The sequence below is a fragment of the Rhodococcus sp. 27YEA6 genome (genome assembly GCF_044908235.1).
In the GTDB taxonomy this organism is placed as follows: domain Bacteria; phylum Actinomycetota; class Actinomycetes; order Mycobacteriales; family Mycobacteriaceae; genus Rhodococcus_F; species Rhodococcus_F qingshengii.
Window position 1 is genome coordinate 18,254 of sequence record NZ_JBIYCY010000002.1, and the last position, 15,525, is coordinate 33,778.

The window sequence follows — 15,525 nt, forward strand, 5'->3', positions numbered from 1 at the left end:
CCGTCGGTCTGCGAATTCGTGGAATTATTTGGGAATCAGCGGCGTCGTCGAAATCTCACGAACGCCGCGCCCCCGATCGCACATCCTGCCGCGACCAACCCGGCCCACACGAATGTCCACGGATCGACCCCGACACCGACCGAACCGTCAGACGAGTCAGCCGTCGCTTCTGTCGCGTCCACGAGCGCTCGCATCACGTACACCGGCGGCAACGCTCCGCCGGCAGATTCAGAACCGATCAGAACATCGCCCGCATCGTTGAATGCCACCGCCTCACCCTGAGGCTCCTTCGGGAGCGGGATCCGCAGCGGTTCCGTACCGGTGAGCGTCGCGCCGATTCCGCCGTCCACGACTTCGTACAGGTACAGGTCGGAGTAACTCCGAAGTGCGATCGCCGAACCGTCCGACGACACCGCTCCCCCGGTGAACATCACCGACACGGGCTTCTCCGGTCCGAGGGACACGGCTCCGACGCGCTCGAGCGGCGTCGGGCCGGGCTGCGCCAAGTCACTCAGTTTCTGATCCCCGACCGGTGTGTAGACACTGCTTTCGCCGAACAATTCCTTGGTCACGACAAAAACGTGGCCGTCGGGGTCGAGCAGTATCGACTCGGTGTCGTGCGCACCGTCCGGGTACGTGAGGCGGTGCAACGTACCGCCACCGGAATCGAGGTCCATCGTGATGAACGCCACTGTTTCGCGGGTCCGGAGGTTGTCACCGGTGTCCGACAGAACGAGCGTTCGCCCACTCACCGCAAGATCTTCGACGTCGTAAGGATCTATCGGGACCGGAATCTGTTTCTGGACAACACAGTTCAGGTCCATTTCGAATACGAAGTCGTCACTGCCGCCGTCGCCCATCGCGTAGATCCGATCGTCGACGACGACCATCCCCGACAACTCCTGGAGCGCAGGATCAGTAGGCGTACAGAGTGGGGCGAACTCGCTCGGTTCGAACGACGACGCCTGTGCGAGCGCTCCGGGAAGCAGTGCGGTTGCCGTAGTCGCAGCAATCACCGCGACCACGGCCCCGAAACTACGCACTAGGTGCGTACTCGACCAATGCCGAGGCCAACATCTGTGGCACGCGTGCGTGCACCCGCGTTCCCGCCTCTTCGTGAGTCGATTCCAAAATCGTTCCGTCCGAGTGGATTCGAGCCATCAAGTCACCGCGCGTGTACGGCACCAGCACGTCGACCTCGACCTCCGGCCGAACCAGCACCTCGCTGAGATGTGCTCTTAGTTCGGCGATTCCCTCACCCGTCCGCGCCGAGACGAACACGGCACCAGGCAACAGACCACGTAGTTGCGTCAACGTAACCGGATCTGCCGCGTCGATCTTGTTGACCACGATCAACTCCGGCGGAGCCTTCGAATCCGTCTCGCGCAGAACATCGGTGACGACTTCCCGAACAGCCTTGATCTGTTCTGTCGGCAACGGATCCGAACCGTCGACGACGTGCAGCAGCAGATCCGCGTCGGTTACTTCCTCGAGAGTCGAGCGGAATGCCTCGACCAACTGAGTCGGCAGGTGTCGCACGAAGCCGACCGTGTCGGTGAGTACGTACTCGCGGCCGTCGTCGAGTGCTGCGCGGCGAGTGGTCGGGTCCAAGGTGGCGAACAACGCGTTCTCCACGAGCACACCCGATCCGGTGAGCGAATTGAGCAGACTCGATTTGCCCGCGTTGGTGTATCCGACGATGGCGATCGACGGGATGTCGCTCTGCAGTCGACGTGTGCGCTTGGTGTCGCGAGCGGCCTTCATGCCCTTGATCTCGCGGCGTAGTTTTGCCATGCGCTCACGAATACGACGGCGGTCCGTCTCGATTTTCGTTTCACCGGGACCACGCAGGCCCACACCGCCGTTACTGCCGGCACGGCCACCGGCCTGGCGCGACATCGACTCGCCCCAACCACGCAGACGCGGGAGCATGTACTCCATCTGAGCAAAAGCGACCTGCGCCTTACCCTCACGCGAAGTGGCGTGCTGAGCAAAGATGTCGAGAATGAGGGCCGTCCGGTCGATGACCTTGACCTTGACGATCTTCTCCAGCGCCGTGAGCTGCGCCGGCGTCAGCTCACCGTCGCAGACGACGGTGTCGGCGCCGGTCGCCAGGACTACTTCGCGCAGTTCCTGCGCCTTGCCGGAACCGATGTAGGTGGCAGCGTCGGGTTTGTCGCGACGCTGAACCAGTCCTTCGAGGACCTCGGAGCCGGCCGTCTCGGCAAGTGCGGCCAACTCGGTCATGCTCGCCTCGGCCTGCTCGGCAGTTCCCTGCGTCCAGACGCCGACCAGGACAACTCTTTCGAGTCGAAGCTGGCGGTACTCGACTTCGGTGACGTCCTCGAGCTCGGTCGACAGACCGGCCACGCGGCGCAGGGCGCCGCGATCTGCGAGTTGCATCTCACCGGTCGACGGGTTGCCCGATGCGGACGCTGCCGTGTATTCGGCTTGCGCGTACTCGGACTGCTCGTGAGCGGTGGACTCTTCGTTTTCATGTGTGTTCGTCATACAAGATCTATGGTCCCACGAAACCTGGCCACGGTGCATCCGTATTTCCTGCAGGCGTATTTCCCGCGGGCGATATCACACGAGCGATTGCCACCAGGCATCGCTGATCGTCCCGTTCGCCACCAGAACCGAGGGCCCCCGCAACGACCCTTTGCCGCCTTCGACGGTGACCTGCACCTCGCCACCGAGCACGCGCACCAGTACCGAGCCTTCATCGCGGCCGTCGTACCTCAGCGCCGCGGCCGCCGCTGCGACCGTTCCGGTTCCGCAGGAACGAGTCTCGCCCACACCACGCTCGTGTACGCGCATGTGGACCCCACCGTCGTGGATCGGCGTCACGATCTCGATGTTGACCCCGTGCGGGAAGAACCCGGGATCGAAGCCCGGAGAAACACTCAAATCGAGCGCACTCAAAACTTCTGCCGTCACGTGCTCGTCGACACACGCCAAATGCGGATTACCGACGTCGATGCCGACGCCGGCGAAGACGCGGCCGTCGATTGTTGCCGAACTGGTGCCGAGGTCCTTGATCGGGCCCATCGCCACAGTCACGTCACCATGTGTGGCGTCGTAGCCGTGCACCACGACCGGACGCGCTCCGGCGCGGCTGCCGACCACGAACTCGTCCTTGCTCTCCAAGCCCGAGGCCTTGAGATAGTGGGCGAATACGCGAACGCCGTTTCCGCACATCTCGGCGATGGAGCCGTCGCTGTTGCGGTAGTCCATGAACCAGTCTTCGGCAGCGACGCCGTCGGGCAGCGCACCGAGCACGCCCGCGTCCGCAAGTGCGCCTGCCCGGGCGACACGAAGGATGCCGTCGGCGCCGAGGCCACGCTGACGATCACACACCGCTGAAACTCGCGCCGGCTCGAGATCGATCCGAACGTCGAGGTCAGGGAGAACAACGAAGTCGTTCTGCGTGCCGTGGCCCTTACTGAAATCCATGGTCGCCATCCTATCCGGACCTACCGAGCGACTTACGCAGGTGACGCGGTGACCACGACGTTCTGTTCGTACGTGAATCCAGACGGCAACGAGGGGTCGGGCACGGTTGCGCCGCCGCAGGTCACCAGGACAAGCCTGGGCGCACCGGATTCGGAGAAGAACTCCGCAGGCAAAGCCACCTTTTCGTACAACTTCAGGCTCGCTGCGTGATAGGTGAACATCGTTCCGGTGTCGTCACTGACATAGATCGGTGTTCCAGGCTTCATCTGGTGCAGCGCCCACAAGGCGCCGTGCGTGCGGTCACCGTCGTCGACGTGGCCGGCAACAAGATTGGTACCCTCCGAAGATCCGAACTGCACGCCGTTGGTGAAATGCGAAACCTTGTCAGGATGCGGAAGGATCATTCCGCGGTTGGCGCCGAACCCACTGGTCACGATGTCGGCTCGCACATCCAGATCGGGAATCGCGAGCGTGTTCGGCGGCAGATCCGTTGGCGCAGGCGCCCAACTCGCCCCTGGATCGGTTGGGGCTCCCACATCGAAGGGCGCTTCGGGAACAGGTGCGCTGATGGGCTTCCCGGCCGCACTCACCGCAAAGTAGATCAGTATCCCGCCGACCGTGAGAAATGTGACGAGCAGAAGAACCAGCGGTAGCCGACCCGCGCGTCGACGTTTCGGATGCGCGTGCGCCGCGGTCTGCGCCATGCTCGTTGACCTCCAGTTCATCGCTCGCGAAACCGATCGATCGCGAAATAGCTAACTGTAAGATAGCTGATCCGCTCGATCGTGTTACAGACCGCGATCTGCGAGCGCCGCGAAGGCGGAGTTGGGCAGCTCCGGATCGGCACCGTCGAGCCAGTGCACGCGTGCGTCACGACGGAACCATGATCGTTGTCGGCGAACATAGCGCCGTGTCCCGATGAACGTCCGTTCGAGTGCTTCGGCCAGATCGTATTCACCGTCGAAATGTGCGAGCACCTGTGCGTAGCCGATGGCTCGCGGCGCGGTGACGCCATCACGCAATCCTTGCTCGACGAGCACGGCAACTTCGTCGACAAGTCCGTCTGAAAACATCAGCTCTGTTCGCAACCGAATCCGGGCGTCGAGTTCTTCCGTATCCCGATCCACGCCGAGAATGCGGGTTCCCCATCGAGGGTCACCGATCTGCGGCGCCGAGGCCGCGAACGGCAGACCTGTCAGCTCGACGACCTCGAGCGCCCGAACCATCCGCCGACCGTCCGTCGGCAGTATCGACGCCGCTGCTACCGGATCAGCAGCAACAAGCGCCGTATGCACCGCACCGACCCCTCCTTCGGCGAGCACCGCCTCCCACTTCGCACGAACCTCGGGATCGGTTGCCGGAAAGGACCATTCGTCGAGCAAAGACTGGACGTACATCATGGATCCGCCGACGATCACCGGAACCTTGCCCGCCACGATCAGATTCTCGGCGATCGCGATCGCGTCGCTTTGATAACGCGCGACGGTGGCGGTCTCCTTCACGTCGAGAACGTCGAGCAGGTGATGCGGAATCCCGCGACGCTCGGCCGGCGTCAGTTTGGCGGTCCCGATATCCATGCCGCGATAGAGCTGCATCGCGTCGATGTTGATGATTTCACCGCCGAATTCCTCGGCCAGTGCCAGCGCGAGATCGGACTTTCCCGACGCTGTCGGACCGACAACTGCGATCGGGCGAAGTTCTTCAGGGACGTTCACGGCCGCCACGTCCCGACGTGGTAACCGACGCCGAACGGCGCATCGCTGTAGTCGACCGTCGCGCGAGGATGGGCCGACCGAGACGAGCCCGTAAAGACACCGGCCAGGACCTGCCACGCCGCGCGCCCCTGGGCTCCGACACTGCGGCATAGCCGCGGATCGAGAGCAAGCAGCGCCTCCGGGTCACCGGCCGTCAGGGCGTCGACGATGGCCGACTGCACACCCGCGGCGCGCTCGTCGAAGCTTCCTGGCGCCTTTGCCGTCAGCGTGGACGCACCGTCAGCAACGATCAGAAGCCCTTGCGGTCGGTTGTCGCTGTCGAGTTGCTTGCGCAGCTGCTGCCCGAACTCACGACATTCATTCGCCGACGCCTTTGCACTGACGACGTGCATGTCGACGGTTATCTCCACGTCTGTTCGGCTACGCAGCCAGCCGGCAACAAGGGCGCACAGTTCGAGAGATGGCACCGGTTCGCCTGCCGCATCCGCGCCCAGTCTCGTCCGGACATCGGCGCCGAATCCAGCGAACGTACCGATCTGCCCACGTCCGACGCCCGATCGCCAGAGTTCGCCTGCTGCTTTCTCGGAGTCGACGCCGACGCCCACCCAGTGCACCGCCTCGTGAGCGAGCCGGCGCACGGCGGTTGTCGCTGCAGCACGCACCTGAGCGGACTCGGCCGAATCACCGGACAATTCCGGCACGAGTAACGGCGCCGAGGGGACGAGAACAGCGGAAGTCAACACAGTTGCCACGCTAGTCGACCGCGAGGTGGCGACCTCACACCCTCTTACCTGATTCAATAGTCGGAGAACGTGAGTACCGGGTTCAATGGAACCAGGAATGCGATCAGGCAGCCGTGACGCGCGGCAGAGACGAGGACCGATGACCGAGAACAGTGAACCCACCACCGGCGCCGACAGCAGTTCGGCCAGCCCGAGCCCGGCAGCACCCAAACCCGGCGCTCCCAAACCTGGTGGACCACGCCCCGGTGCGCCCCGCCCCGGAGCACCTCGCCCCGGACCAGCAGCCTCGCATGCCGTCACCCCCGCACCGGCCAGCGACCCGAGCAAGTTCGGACGCGTCGAGGAAGACGGAACCGCCTGGGTGAAGACCGCTGACGGTGAACGTCAGATCGGTTCGTGGCAGGCCGGCGACGCCACCGAGGGCCTCGCCCATTTCGGTCGTCGCTACGACGACCTCGCGACCGAGGTCTCGCTACTCGAGGCTCGTCTGACGTCGGGCGCCGGAGACGCCAAGAAGACCAAGGCTGCCGCCATCGCTCTGTCCGAATCCCTCTCGACCGCTGCAGTGATCGGTGACCTCGACGCTTTGGCTCGCCGACTCGACGTGATCGTTGCCGGTTCCGACGAGGCCGCAGCGCACGCGAAGGAAGAGAAGGAACAGTCGCGCGCGGCAAGCACCGCCCGCAAGGAGGCCCTCGCAGTCGAGGCCGAGCAGATCGGCTCGGAGTCGACCCAGTGGAAGACCGCGGGTGATCGACTGCGCGAGATTCTCGACGAGTGGAAGACGATTCGCGGAATCGACCGCAAGGTCGACGACGCACTGTGGAAGCGTTACTCGAAGGCTCGTGAGTCCTTCAACCGACGACGTGGAGCCCACTTCGCCGAACTCGACCGGGATCGTGCGAGCGCCCGTTCGACGAAGGAAGAACTGGTCGAGCGTGCCGAGAAGCTGTCGACCTCCACTGAATGGGGACAGACCGCCGGGGAATTCCGCGATCTGCTCAGCGAGTGGAAGGCTGCCGGCCGCGCACCGCGCGAGGCCGACGACAACCTGTGGAAGCGCTTCAAGGGCGCTCAGGATGTGTTCTTCGCCGCGCGCAACGCTGCTGCATCCGAGCGCGATGCCGAATTCGAGCAGAACGCGGTTGCAAAGGAGGAGCTGCTCGCTGCCAATGCGAACATCGATCCGGCGCACGGACTCGAGAACGCCCGCGCAGCGCTTCGCGATCTGCAGGAGAAGTGGGACGCGATCGGCAAGGTGCCGCGCGACCGAATGCAGGAACTCGAAGCGAAGCTCCGGGCCATCGAAACCAAGGTGCGCGACGCGGTCGACGCCGAGTGGCGTCGCACCGATCCGGAAGCACTTGCCCGGGTCGCGCAGTTCAAGGAGCGGGTGAGCCAGTTCGAGGAGCAGGCCGCCAAGGCTCAGGCTGCCGGCAAGACGAAGGACGCCGAGAAGGCTCTCGCTCAGGCCAAGCAGTGGCGTGAGTGGGCCGAAGCTGCCGAAAGCGCCGTCAACGAGTAATCGACGACGAGCTGTAAAGACAACAAAAACGCCGGCTGACTCCGAAAGGAGTCAGCCGGCGTTGTCTTGTGCTTTGGATGGACGGCCTGCTGTGTCAGCCGACGTTCCATTCCTGATGCTTCTCGGCTTCGGCCGCAGCGATCCGGCGTTGCTCCTCGGCGGCGAGCTGAATGTTGGTTCGTGTCCAGACCACCTTGAGCCAATGGAACGTCAAGAACACGACGGCAAACCATCCGATGATCAGCCCGATCGACGGTCCTGCCACATTGAAACCGGCAGGAATGGTCTGACGCGACCAGACGGCCATCATGCCGAGAGCGCTCGCCACGGCACTGCCGGCGAGTGCGACCCAGGCCAGACTCCAACGCCGCGTGACCAGCGCTAGCATCGAGAATCCGATGCCGAAGATGACGACGAACCACACGAACAAGCGTGAGAACAGTGCAATCCGTTCGGTTTCCGCGTCCTGGTTGTACGCGAGCACATCCCAGCCGTTCGCAACTCCCGCATGGGGCAGGGCAAGGGTGCCGACCAGCACGAGCACCGCAACCGCGACAACCATGGCGCGCACACCCGGATCGATTTCTCCCGCGACCTTGCGTTCCGCGTCGTCGAGATCCTTGCGGTAGCCCTCGAAGGCGTCGTCGCCCGGCTGTGGTGTCGTGTTCTCGTGTTGCGAGGTCATGCGTTGCATCCCATCTGGACGGGTTGTGGGGCCGGGGCACCGATCTTCGGTAGTCCGAGACCTACACCGATGGGCGGGGTCTTGGGTGTGATGCCCTTTTCGAACGAATCACCGGCGCGGGTCCGACGGTGCGTGAGCACTCCGTCATCTGCCACGAGGTGATGAGGGGCTCCGTGGGTGACGACGACCGTCACCACGTCACCGGGTCGGATTGTGCCGTCGAGGTTTCCCTCGGGGCGGAAATGCACCAGGCGGCCGTCTCGCGCGCGACCACTGAGACGTTGAGTCGCCGCGTTCTTCCGACCCTCCCCCGCTGCCACCAAGAGTTCGACCTCGGTGCCGACGAGCTTGCGATTCTCCTCGATGTTCACTTCTTCCTGAACGGCGAGCAATCGCATGTAGCGTTCCTGGACAACCTCTTTGGGAAGCTGATCGGCCATCTCCGCCGCCGGCGTGCCCGGGCGCTTGGAGTACTGGAAGGTGTAGGCGTTGGAGAATCGCGCCTTACGCACGACGTCCAGCGTCTCCTCGAAATCCTCCTCCGTCTCCCCCGGGAACCCGACGATGATGTCCGTGGTGATGGCGGCGTGCGGCATTGCGGCGCGCACCTTCTCGATGATCCCGAGGTACTTCGACTTGCGGTACGAGCGCTTCATCGCTTTGAGAACCTTGTCCGAACCGGACTGCAACGGCATGTGCAGCTGCGGGCAGACGTTGGGAGTGGTTGCCATCGCTTCGATGACGTCGTCGGTGAACTCTGCCGGGTGCGGCGATGTGAACCTGACCCGTTCGAGGCCGTCGATGTGTCCACATGCCTTCAAGAGGGAAGCGAAGGCTCCGCGATCGCGCGGTTGTTCCGGATCGGCGAACGACACGCCGTAGGCGTTGACGTTCTGTCCGAGCAGGGTCACTTCCGAGACACCCTCGTCGACGAGCGCCTGCACCTCGGCCAGAATGTCGCCGGGACGTCGATCCACTTCCTTGCCACGCAAGGCCGGAACGATGCAGAACGTGCACGTGTTGTTACAGCCCACCGAGATGGAAACCCAACCCGCGTAGGCGGATTCGCGCTTGGCTGGCAGTGTCGACGGAAACGCCTCCAGCGCGTCGAGGATTTCGACTTCGGCGCGCTGATTGTGGCGCGCGCGGTCGAGCAGCGCGGGCAGCGAGCCGATGTTGTGAGTGCCGAAGACGACATCGACGAACGGCGCCTTCTTGACGACGGTGTCACGATCCTTCTGCGCCAGGCACCCACCGACCGCGATCTGCATGTCGGGGTTCGCCTCCTTGTTGGGGGCGAGCTGGCTGAGGTTGCCGTACAACTTGTTGTCCGCGTTCTCGCGGACCGCACACGTATTGAAGACGACAAGATCAGGATCGGTTCCGGTCTCCGCCTTCGAATACCCGGCGTCCTCGAGCAGACCGGACAGTCGCTCGGAATCGTGGACGTTCATCTGACAGCCGTACGTCCGCACCTCGTAGGTGCGAACAGGCGTAGCAGTTGCCTCCGGAACTGCAGTCGGCTCCGGAAGTGCAGGGGACATTTCGTCGATCAGTGACACGCTTCAGCCTAGCTCACGTCCACTACGACGTGTAATAACGCCCTGATAAACAACCGAAACGCGACATAAACGTCGTCACAGTAAAATTTCCATTACATATGGCAAGAACCATGGCGAAATCACGGGCGTCGACGCAAACTACGCCTAAGGTTCTCGTTTATGACCCAAGCCGACGATGCGACGACGCCGACCACCTCCGGCGATTCCACATCCATGATTTCGATGACCTCGGTGAACAAACACTTCGGGGAACTTCACGTCCTGCAAGAGGTCAATCTCGAGGTACCCAAGGGCCAAGTGGTGATCGTCCTCGGTCCGTCGGGCTCCGGTAAGTCGACTCTGTGCCGCACCATCAATCGCCTCGAACCCATCGACTCCGGCACCATCGCCGTCGACGGAAAGACGCTCCCCGAAGAGGGCAAAGCACTTGCCGCACTTCGTGCCGACGTCGGGATGGTCTTTCAGTCTTTCAACCTGTTCGCGCACAAGACGATCCTCGAGAACGTCATGCTCGCACCGATGAAGGTCCGCAAGGCAAAAAAGGACGAAGCCAAGAAGACCGCGCAGGCGTTGCTCGAACGTGTCGGTATCGCCAATCAGGCCGACAAGTACCCGGCGCAGCTTTCCGGCGGTCAGCAACAGCGTGTCGCCATTGCTCGCGCTCTTGCGATGCAGCCGAAGGTGATGTTGTTCGACGAGCCCACCTCCGCTCTCGACCCCGAGATGGTCAACGAAGTCCTCGACGTCATGACCTCCCTCGCGAAGGAAGGCATGACCATGCTCGTGGTCACGCACGAGATGGGCTTCGCGCGCAAAGCCGGCGATCGTGTGCTGTTCATGGCTGACGGCCAGGTCGTCGAAGACACCACGCCCGAAGAGTTCTTCACCCATCCCAAGTCGGATCGGGCCAAGGACTTCCTCGGCAAGATCCTCACGCACTGATTACAGTCTCCCCTCCGACAGTCCTGTCCTCGTCCACAAGACAACTTGCTCGACTGCACCGTTCACCTCGGCTGCACCGTTCATCTCGACTGCACTGTTCGTGTGTCGACAACTGAGAGGATCTTCATGAAGATCAATCGTTCCGTCCGTTTCGGAATCGGAATCATGGCCATCGCGTTCGCTGCCACGGCCTGTGGCGGCGGCGAGGAGAACAAGTCGATCACCGAGAGCGCTTCCGACGGCACTCTCACCGTCGGCATCAAGTTCGATCAGCCCGGCCTCGGTCAGCGCAACCCTGACGGCACCTTCTCCGGCTTCGACGTCGAGGTAGCCCGTTACATCGCAAACGAACTGGGCGTAAAGCCCGAAGGCATCACCTTCAAGGAATCTCCGTCAGCCCAGCGCGAGACCCTGATCCAGAACGGCGAGGTCGACTACATCGTCGCGACATACTCGATCACCGACACGCGCAAGGAAAAGGTCAGCTTCGGCGGCCCGTACTTCATCGCAGGCCAGTCGCTGCTCGTTCGCTCCGACAACACCGACATCACCGGCCCCGATTCCCTGACCGGCGGCAAGAAGCTCTGCTCGGTGTCGGGTTCGACTCCGGCGCAGAACATCCAGGACAACTACGCCAAGGACGTCCAGCTCCAGCCGCTCGACACCTACTCCGCTTGTGTCGAGGCTCTGCGCAACGGCGCTGTCGACGCTGTCACCACCGACGACATCATCCTCGCCGGCTACGCTGCCCAGTACCCGGGCGAGCTGAAGGTAGTCGGAGAACCGTTCACGACCGAAAAGTACGGCGTCGGCCTGGCCAAGGACGATTCCGAGGGTCGCGGCAAGATCAACGACGCCATCGAGAAGATGATCTCCACCGGCGCATGGGAAGAAGCCTTCAACAACACCGTTGGCGCTTCGGGCTACCCCATCCCGGCACCGCCCACCGTTGATCGTTACTGACCTGCTTTTTTCACCGTCAATCTCGCTGCGGCTCCCCACTTCGGGAGCCGCAGCGCGTGACGCCACCAACGGAGATCCCGTGATCTGGGGAGACGGCAAGTGAACCTTCTGAGCAAGTACGGCGACCAGATTCTGGAAGCCTTCTGGACCACGATCCAGCTGACGTTCTTCTCCGCGATCGGCGCCGTCATCATCGGTGTCCTGATTGCGGCAATGCGCGTGTCACCGGTCCCGGTCGCCCGATTCCTGGGTACCGCGTACGTGACCGTGTTCCGAAACACCCCCCTGACACTGATTCTGCTGTTCTGCCTGTTCGGTCTTTCGCAGACGCTCGGAGTCAACCTCGCCAAGTCGGACTCACCGACGTTCTTGACAGACAACAACTTCCGACTCGCCGTACTCGGCCTCAGTGTCTACACCGCCGCGTTCGTGTGTGAGTCACTTCGATCGGGAATCAATACCGTTCCGGTCGGCCAGGCCGAAGCGGGCCGATCACTCGGTCTGTCGTTTGCACAAAATCTTCGGCTGATCGTCTTGCCTCAGGCTTTTCGCGCGGTCACAGCACCGCTGGGTAGCGTGCTGATCGCACTGACCAAGAACTCGACCATCGCCGCGGTGATCGGCGTTTCCGAAGCGTCAGCGCTGATGAAGAAGATGATCGAGAACGAAGCCGCGATCTTCGTCGTCGGTGGAATCTTCGCTGTCGGTTTCGTGATCCTGACACTTCCCATGGGCTTGATCTTCGGCAAGCTGAGCAAGCGATTCGAGGTTTCACGATGAGCAACCGCGCAACAGTTCTCTACGACGCGCCCGGTCCGAGAGCGCGAAATCTCTACCGATTCGCGTCCCTTGTCGTCGCCGCACTCATGGTGGCAATCGGGTACGTCGTCTACCGCGCGCTCGACGAAAAGGGCCAGCTGACAGCAGCGAAGTGGGATCCGTTCCTCGAATCCACCTCGTGGACAACGTATCTGATACCCGGTATCCGAGGGACGTTGATCGCGGCTGCGATGTCCATCGTCTTCGCGCTCATCCTCGGTTCTGCCCTGGGTATCGGTCGACTCTCCGAGCACAACATCATTCGGAAGATCTGCGGCGTCATCGTCGAATTGTTCCGCGCGGTACCGGTGCTGATTCTGATGATCTTCTCGTATCAGGTGTTTGCCGAATACGAAGTCTTCAAGTCGAAGTACCTCGCACTCGCCGCAGTCGTGGTGGGCTTGACCCTGTACAACGGTTCCGTGATCGCCGAGATCGTCCGCGCCGGAATCAACTCACTCCCCCGTGGGCAAAGTGAGGCCGCCAAGGCACTTGGCATGCGCAAGACGCAGATCATGGTGACAATCCTGCTCCCCCAAGCGGTTACCGCCATGCTCCCGGCCCTGATCTCGCAGATGGTCGTGGCGCTGAAGGACTCCGCCCTCGGTTACCTGATCGGGTATGTCGAGTTGGTGCGTCAGGCCCAACAGCTCGGCACCTTCTACGGAAACTTCTTGCCGGCGCTCATCGTGGTCGCAGCGATCATGATCGCTCTCAACTCGGCTCTGACCTTCCTGGCAACCAAGGTGGAGAAGCGCCTGCGTTCGGGAAAGCGAAAGGGCAAGGGCCCCATCGCGGCGCCGTCCGCCGACCCCGCCGTTTCGGTTCCGGGCATGGACTTGACCAAGCCGTGAATCAGATGGAGCCGTGAGTCGAATCCAGCCGCGTTAGCGCGAATACACAACAGGGCGGGGGTACCACCGAATTTCGGTGGTACCCCCGCCCTTTTGTTCTGAATGCTGCACTTCGCTACGAGTCGGTGACCGCCGCCATCTCGGCTTTGACCACCTCGTAGGACATCCCCGCTGAATATCCCTTGCGTGCCAGCATCGAGACCAGTCGACGCGTGACCTTGTCGCGATCATCGACGGGCTTGTTCTTCAGCTTCCGCCGAACCAGCTCCGCTGCTCGCTCGCGTTCATCTTCCGGATCGATCTGTGACAACGCTTCGGAAGCGGTGTCCTGGTCGATTCCTTTGAGCCGCAACTCGACTGCAAGCGCACGCTTTCCCTTGCCCGAGTACGTATGCCGCGAATGAACCCACTGGTTCGCGAAGTCTGCGTCGTCGATCAACCCGATTTCTTGGAGTCGATCGAGGACCTTGGCAATGATCTCGGGCTCGAAGCCGCGCCCGCTCAGCTTTGTTTCCAGCTCGGAACGACTGCGCGCCCGGTCGGTCAGGAGGCGTAGGCAAGCATCTTTGGCCTGCGCCTCCGTCCCACCCTCTGCGCGTTGCGACGGCTTCTCGGATCGTTGACGGGATCGACGCCGAGGAGCGCCGTACTCTTCACGAGCATTCTCGCCGTTGTCACCGTCGTCGAAGCTCATGACTGAACTCAGAAGTCGGCGGGAGCTTCGTCGGTTGCAGTGACGTCAGCACCGATACCGAGCTTTTCCTTGATCTTCTTCTCGATCTCGTCACGGATATCGGTGTTCTCCAGCAAGAACTTACGAGCATTTTCCTTGCCCTGACCCAACTGGTCACCTTCGTAGGTGTACCAGGAGCCGGACTTGCGGATGAACCCGTGCTCGACACCCATGTCGATGAGCGAGCCTTCCTTGCTGATGCCCTGGCCGTAGAGAATATCGAACTCGGCCTGCTTGAACGGCGGCGCGACCTTGTTCTTGACGACCTTGACGCGAGTGCGGTTACCCACTGCGTCGGTACCGTCCTTGAGAGTTTCGATACGACGGATGTCGAGGCGGACCGAAGCGTAGAACTTCAGTGCCTTACCACCGGTGGTGGTTTCGGGAGAACCGAACATCACACCGATCTTCTCGCGAAGCTGGTTGATGAAGATGACGGTGGTGCCCGAGTTGTTCATGGCACCGGTGATCTTGCGCAGCGCCTGACTCATCAGTCGAGCCTGCAAACCGACGTGGCTGTCACCCATCTCGCCTTCGATCTCGGCGCGAGGAACAAGAGCGGCCACGGAGTCGATCACGACGATGTCGAGGGCGCCTGAACGGATCAGCATGTCGGTGATTTCGAGGGCCTGCTCACCCGTATCGGGCTGCGAGACCAGGAGTGCATCGGTATCGACGCCCAGCTTGGCTGCATAGTCGGGATCGAGTGCGTGCTCCGCGTCGATGAACGCCGCGATGCCGCCGTTGGCCTGAGCATTGGCAACTGCGTGCAGTGCCACGGTGGTCTTACCCGAAGATTCCGGGCCGTAGATCTCGATGACGCGGCCACGCGGCAGTCCGCCGATACCCAGCGCGACGTCGAGCGCGATGGAACCGGTGGGAATGACGGCAATGGGCTGGCGGACACCCTCACCCAGGCGCATCACCGAACCCTTGCCGAAGTTCTTGTCGATCTGCGCCAACGCGAGGTCGAGTGCCTTGTCCCGATCAGGTGCCTGTGGTGCCATCGTGATCCCCATCCTTGTTTCAGTCTTCAGTGCCTGCCTGAGCAGACTCCGTCTCTTCAGCGCCTGCCTGAGCCGACCCTGTTGGTGTGTTGCGATCAGAGTAGATCCGGCCACCGACAGACTTTTCGATCTTGCTTTAGCGCTTGTCGATCACCGCGTTTGTAGGTCACCGCGTTTGTAGAACATCGAAAGTTCGCAGTTACCAAAGAAGCGTCACCACCGAACAGGTTCAGCATAGACGAACACGTGTTCGAACAGAAGATGGGAGACGTTCGACACGCCGAAGAATCAGCGGCGGGCGGGTGGTACGTCGAACTCCACACAGAGCGCACGCCACACTTCGCGAGGCTCCCAGCCTGCTTCGACGGCCTCCGCGGCAGTCATTCCGTCGAGACTCTGGAGTACATGGTCGATCAGCATCGAGTCGCCTCGTACCTGCCCGAACTCTTCGCGCACCATTTCATGAAATTCGGTCAACCGCACAGCCGCCACCGTAGTCCACAGAGCGGTGCACCTGCATT

16 protein-coding genes are annotated in these 15,525 nt (G+C 62.3%); 5 read left to right on the plus strand and 11 right to left on the minus strand.

The window, feature by feature from the left end:
• Positions 1–35: 35 nt before the first annotated feature.
• The 6 genes from ABH939_RS06460 to ABH939_RS06485 form a co-directional block, all read right to left on the minus strand.
• Positions 36–1,025 carry a hypothetical protein gene (locus ABH939_RS06460; protein ID WP_230359814.1) on the minus strand — a complete coding sequence of 330 codons (990 nt, stop codon included), beginning with the start codon at positions 1,023–1,025 and terminating at the stop codon, positions 36–38.
• 10 nt (positions 1,026–1,035) lie between these two features.
• Complete coding sequence (gene hflX / locus ABH939_RS06465) at positions 1,036–2,511, minus strand: GTPase HflX (protein ID WP_003942213.1); 1,476 nt, start codon at positions 2,509–2,511, stop codon at positions 1,036–1,038.
• A 75-nt stretch (positions 2,512–2,586) separates the two neighbouring features.
• A complete protein-coding gene (gene dapF / locus ABH939_RS06470) occupies positions 2,587–3,456 on the minus strand; it encodes a diaminopimelate epimerase (protein ID WP_125050991.1) in 870 nt (289 codons plus the stop codon).
• Between the two features lie 32 nt (positions 3,457–3,488).
• Positions 3,489–4,160, minus strand: coding sequence for a class F sortase (locus ABH939_RS06475; protein WP_083057319.1), 672 nt, complete (start codon positions 4,158–4,160; stop codon positions 3,489–3,491).
• Between the two features lie 84 nt (positions 4,161–4,244).
• A complete protein-coding gene (gene miaA, locus ABH939_RS06480) occupies positions 4,245–5,180 on the minus strand; it encodes a tRNA (adenosine(37)-N6)-dimethylallyltransferase MiaA (protein WP_166502224.1) in 936 nt (311 codons plus the stop codon).
• A complete protein-coding gene (locus ABH939_RS06485) occupies positions 5,168–5,914 on the minus strand; it encodes a class III extradiol dioxygenase subunit B-like domain-containing protein (RefSeq protein WP_404649480.1) in 747 nt (248 codons plus the stop codon). The genes miaA and ABH939_RS06485 overlap by 13 nt, the downstream gene beginning before the upstream one ends.
• A 139-nt stretch (positions 5,915–6,053) precedes the next feature.
• Here ABH939_RS06485 and ABH939_RS06490 point away from each other — a divergent pair, with 139 nt between their 5' ends.
• Complete coding sequence (locus tag ABH939_RS06490) at positions 6,054–7,439, plus strand: DUF349 domain-containing protein (protein WP_218695091.1); 1,386 nt, start codon at positions 6,054–6,056, stop codon at positions 7,437–7,439.
• Positions 7,440–7,533: 94 nt separating this feature from the next.
• On the opposite strand, the gene ABH939_RS06495 is transcribed toward ABH939_RS06490, so the two are convergent.
• Together ABH939_RS06495 and miaB are read right to left on the minus strand one after the other, a co-directional pair.
• On the minus strand, positions 7,534–8,124 hold the full coding sequence (locus ABH939_RS06495; protein WP_003942155.1) for a hypothetical protein: 591 nt from the start codon (positions 8,122–8,124) through the stop codon (positions 7,534–7,536).
• Complete coding sequence (gene miaB / locus ABH939_RS06500; protein WP_054781904.1) at positions 8,121–9,668, minus strand: tRNA (N6-isopentenyl adenosine(37)-C2)-methylthiotransferase MiaB; 1,548 nt, start codon at positions 9,666–9,668, stop codon at positions 8,121–8,123. Before miaB ends, ABH939_RS06495 begins: the two co-directional genes overlap by 4 nt.
• Before the next feature lie 231 nt (positions 9,669–9,899).
• On the opposite strand from miaB, the gene gluA reads away from it, so the two are divergent.
• From gluA to ABH939_RS06520, 4 genes are all read left to right on the plus strand, one after another.
• Positions 9,900–10,628: a glutamate ABC transporter ATP-binding protein GluA gene (gene gluA, locus ABH939_RS06505; protein ID WP_007735175.1), complete on the plus strand. Its 729-nt coding sequence runs from the start codon at positions 9,900–9,902 to the stop codon at positions 10,626–10,628.
• Between the two features lie 126 nt (positions 10,629–10,754).
• A complete protein-coding gene (locus tag ABH939_RS06510; RefSeq protein ID WP_020907523.1) occupies positions 10,755–11,591 on the plus strand; it encodes a glutamate ABC transporter substrate-binding protein in 837 nt (278 codons plus the stop codon).
• Positions 11,592–11,690: 99 nt separating this feature from the next.
• Complete coding sequence (locus ABH939_RS06515) at positions 11,691–12,371, plus strand: amino acid ABC transporter permease (protein WP_019748198.1); 681 nt, start codon at positions 11,691–11,693, stop codon at positions 12,369–12,371.
• Complete coding sequence (locus ABH939_RS06520; protein ID WP_054188531.1) at positions 12,368–13,264, plus strand: amino acid ABC transporter permease; 897 nt, start codon at positions 12,368–12,370, stop codon at positions 13,262–13,264. The genes ABH939_RS06515 and ABH939_RS06520 overlap by 4 nt, the downstream gene beginning before the upstream one ends.
• Positions 13,265–13,379: 115 nt before the next feature.
• Here the strand turns inward: ABH939_RS06520 and recX are convergent, their stop codons facing one another.
• The 3 genes from recX to ABH939_RS06535 all read right to left on the minus strand — a co-directional run bounded on the left by recX (position 13,380) and on the right by ABH939_RS06535 (position 15,487).
• Positions 13,380–13,958, minus strand: coding sequence for a recombination regulator RecX (gene recX, locus ABH939_RS06525; protein WP_054825713.1), 579 nt, complete (start codon positions 13,956–13,958; stop codon positions 13,380–13,382).
• Positions 13,959–13,966: 8 nt separating this feature from the next.
• Positions 13,967–15,004 carry a recombinase RecA gene (recA, locus tag ABH939_RS06530; RefSeq protein ID WP_007735170.1) on the minus strand — a complete coding sequence of 346 codons (1,038 nt, stop codon included), beginning with the start codon at positions 15,002–15,004 and terminating at the stop codon, positions 13,967–13,969.
• Positions 15,005–15,292: 288 nt separating this feature from the next.
• Complete coding sequence (locus tag ABH939_RS06535) at positions 15,293–15,487, minus strand: DUF3046 domain-containing protein (protein WP_003942185.1); 195 nt, start codon at positions 15,485–15,487, stop codon at positions 15,293–15,295.
• Positions 15,488–15,525 lie beyond the last annotated feature (38 nt).

Coding starts and splice junctions, on each gene's coding strand:
- hflX (WP_003942213.1), bottom strand. CDS start 2,511: ATGACGAACACACATGAAAACGAAGAGTCCACCGCTCACGAGCAGTCC.
- dapF (WP_125050991.1), bottom strand. CDS start 3,456: ATGGATTTCAGTAAGGGCCACGGCACGCAGAACGACTTCGTTGTTCTC.
- ABH939_RS06475 (WP_083057319.1), bottom strand. CDS start 4,160: ATGGCGCAGACCGCGGCGCACGCGCATCCGAAACGTCGACGCGCGGGT.
- ABH939_RS06490 (WP_218695091.1), top strand. CDS start 6,054: ATGACCGAGAACAGTGAACCCACCACCGGCGCCGACAGCAGTTCGGCC.
- ABH939_RS06495 (WP_003942155.1), bottom strand. CDS start 8,124: ATGACCTCGCAACACGAGAACACGACACCACAGCCGGGCGACGACGCC.
- miaB (WP_054781904.1), bottom strand. CDS start 9,668: ATGTCCCCTGCACTTCCGGAGCCGACTGCAGTTCCGGAGGCAACTGCT.
- gluA (WP_007735175.1), top strand. CDS start 9,900: ATGATTTCGATGACCTCGGTGAACAAACACTTCGGGGAACTTCACGTC.
- ABH939_RS06510 (WP_020907523.1), top strand. CDS start 10,755: ATGAAGATCAATCGTTCCGTCCGTTTCGGAATCGGAATCATGGCCATC.
- ABH939_RS06520 (WP_054188531.1), top strand. CDS start 12,368: ATGAGCAACCGCGCAACAGTTCTCTACGACGCGCCCGGTCCGAGAGCG.
- recX (WP_054825713.1), bottom strand. CDS start 13,958: ATGAGCTTCGACGACGGTGACAACGGCGAGAATGCTCGTGAAGAGTAC.
- recA (WP_007735170.1), bottom strand. CDS start 15,004: ATGGCACCACAGGCACCTGATCGGGACAAGGCACTCGACCTCGCGTTG.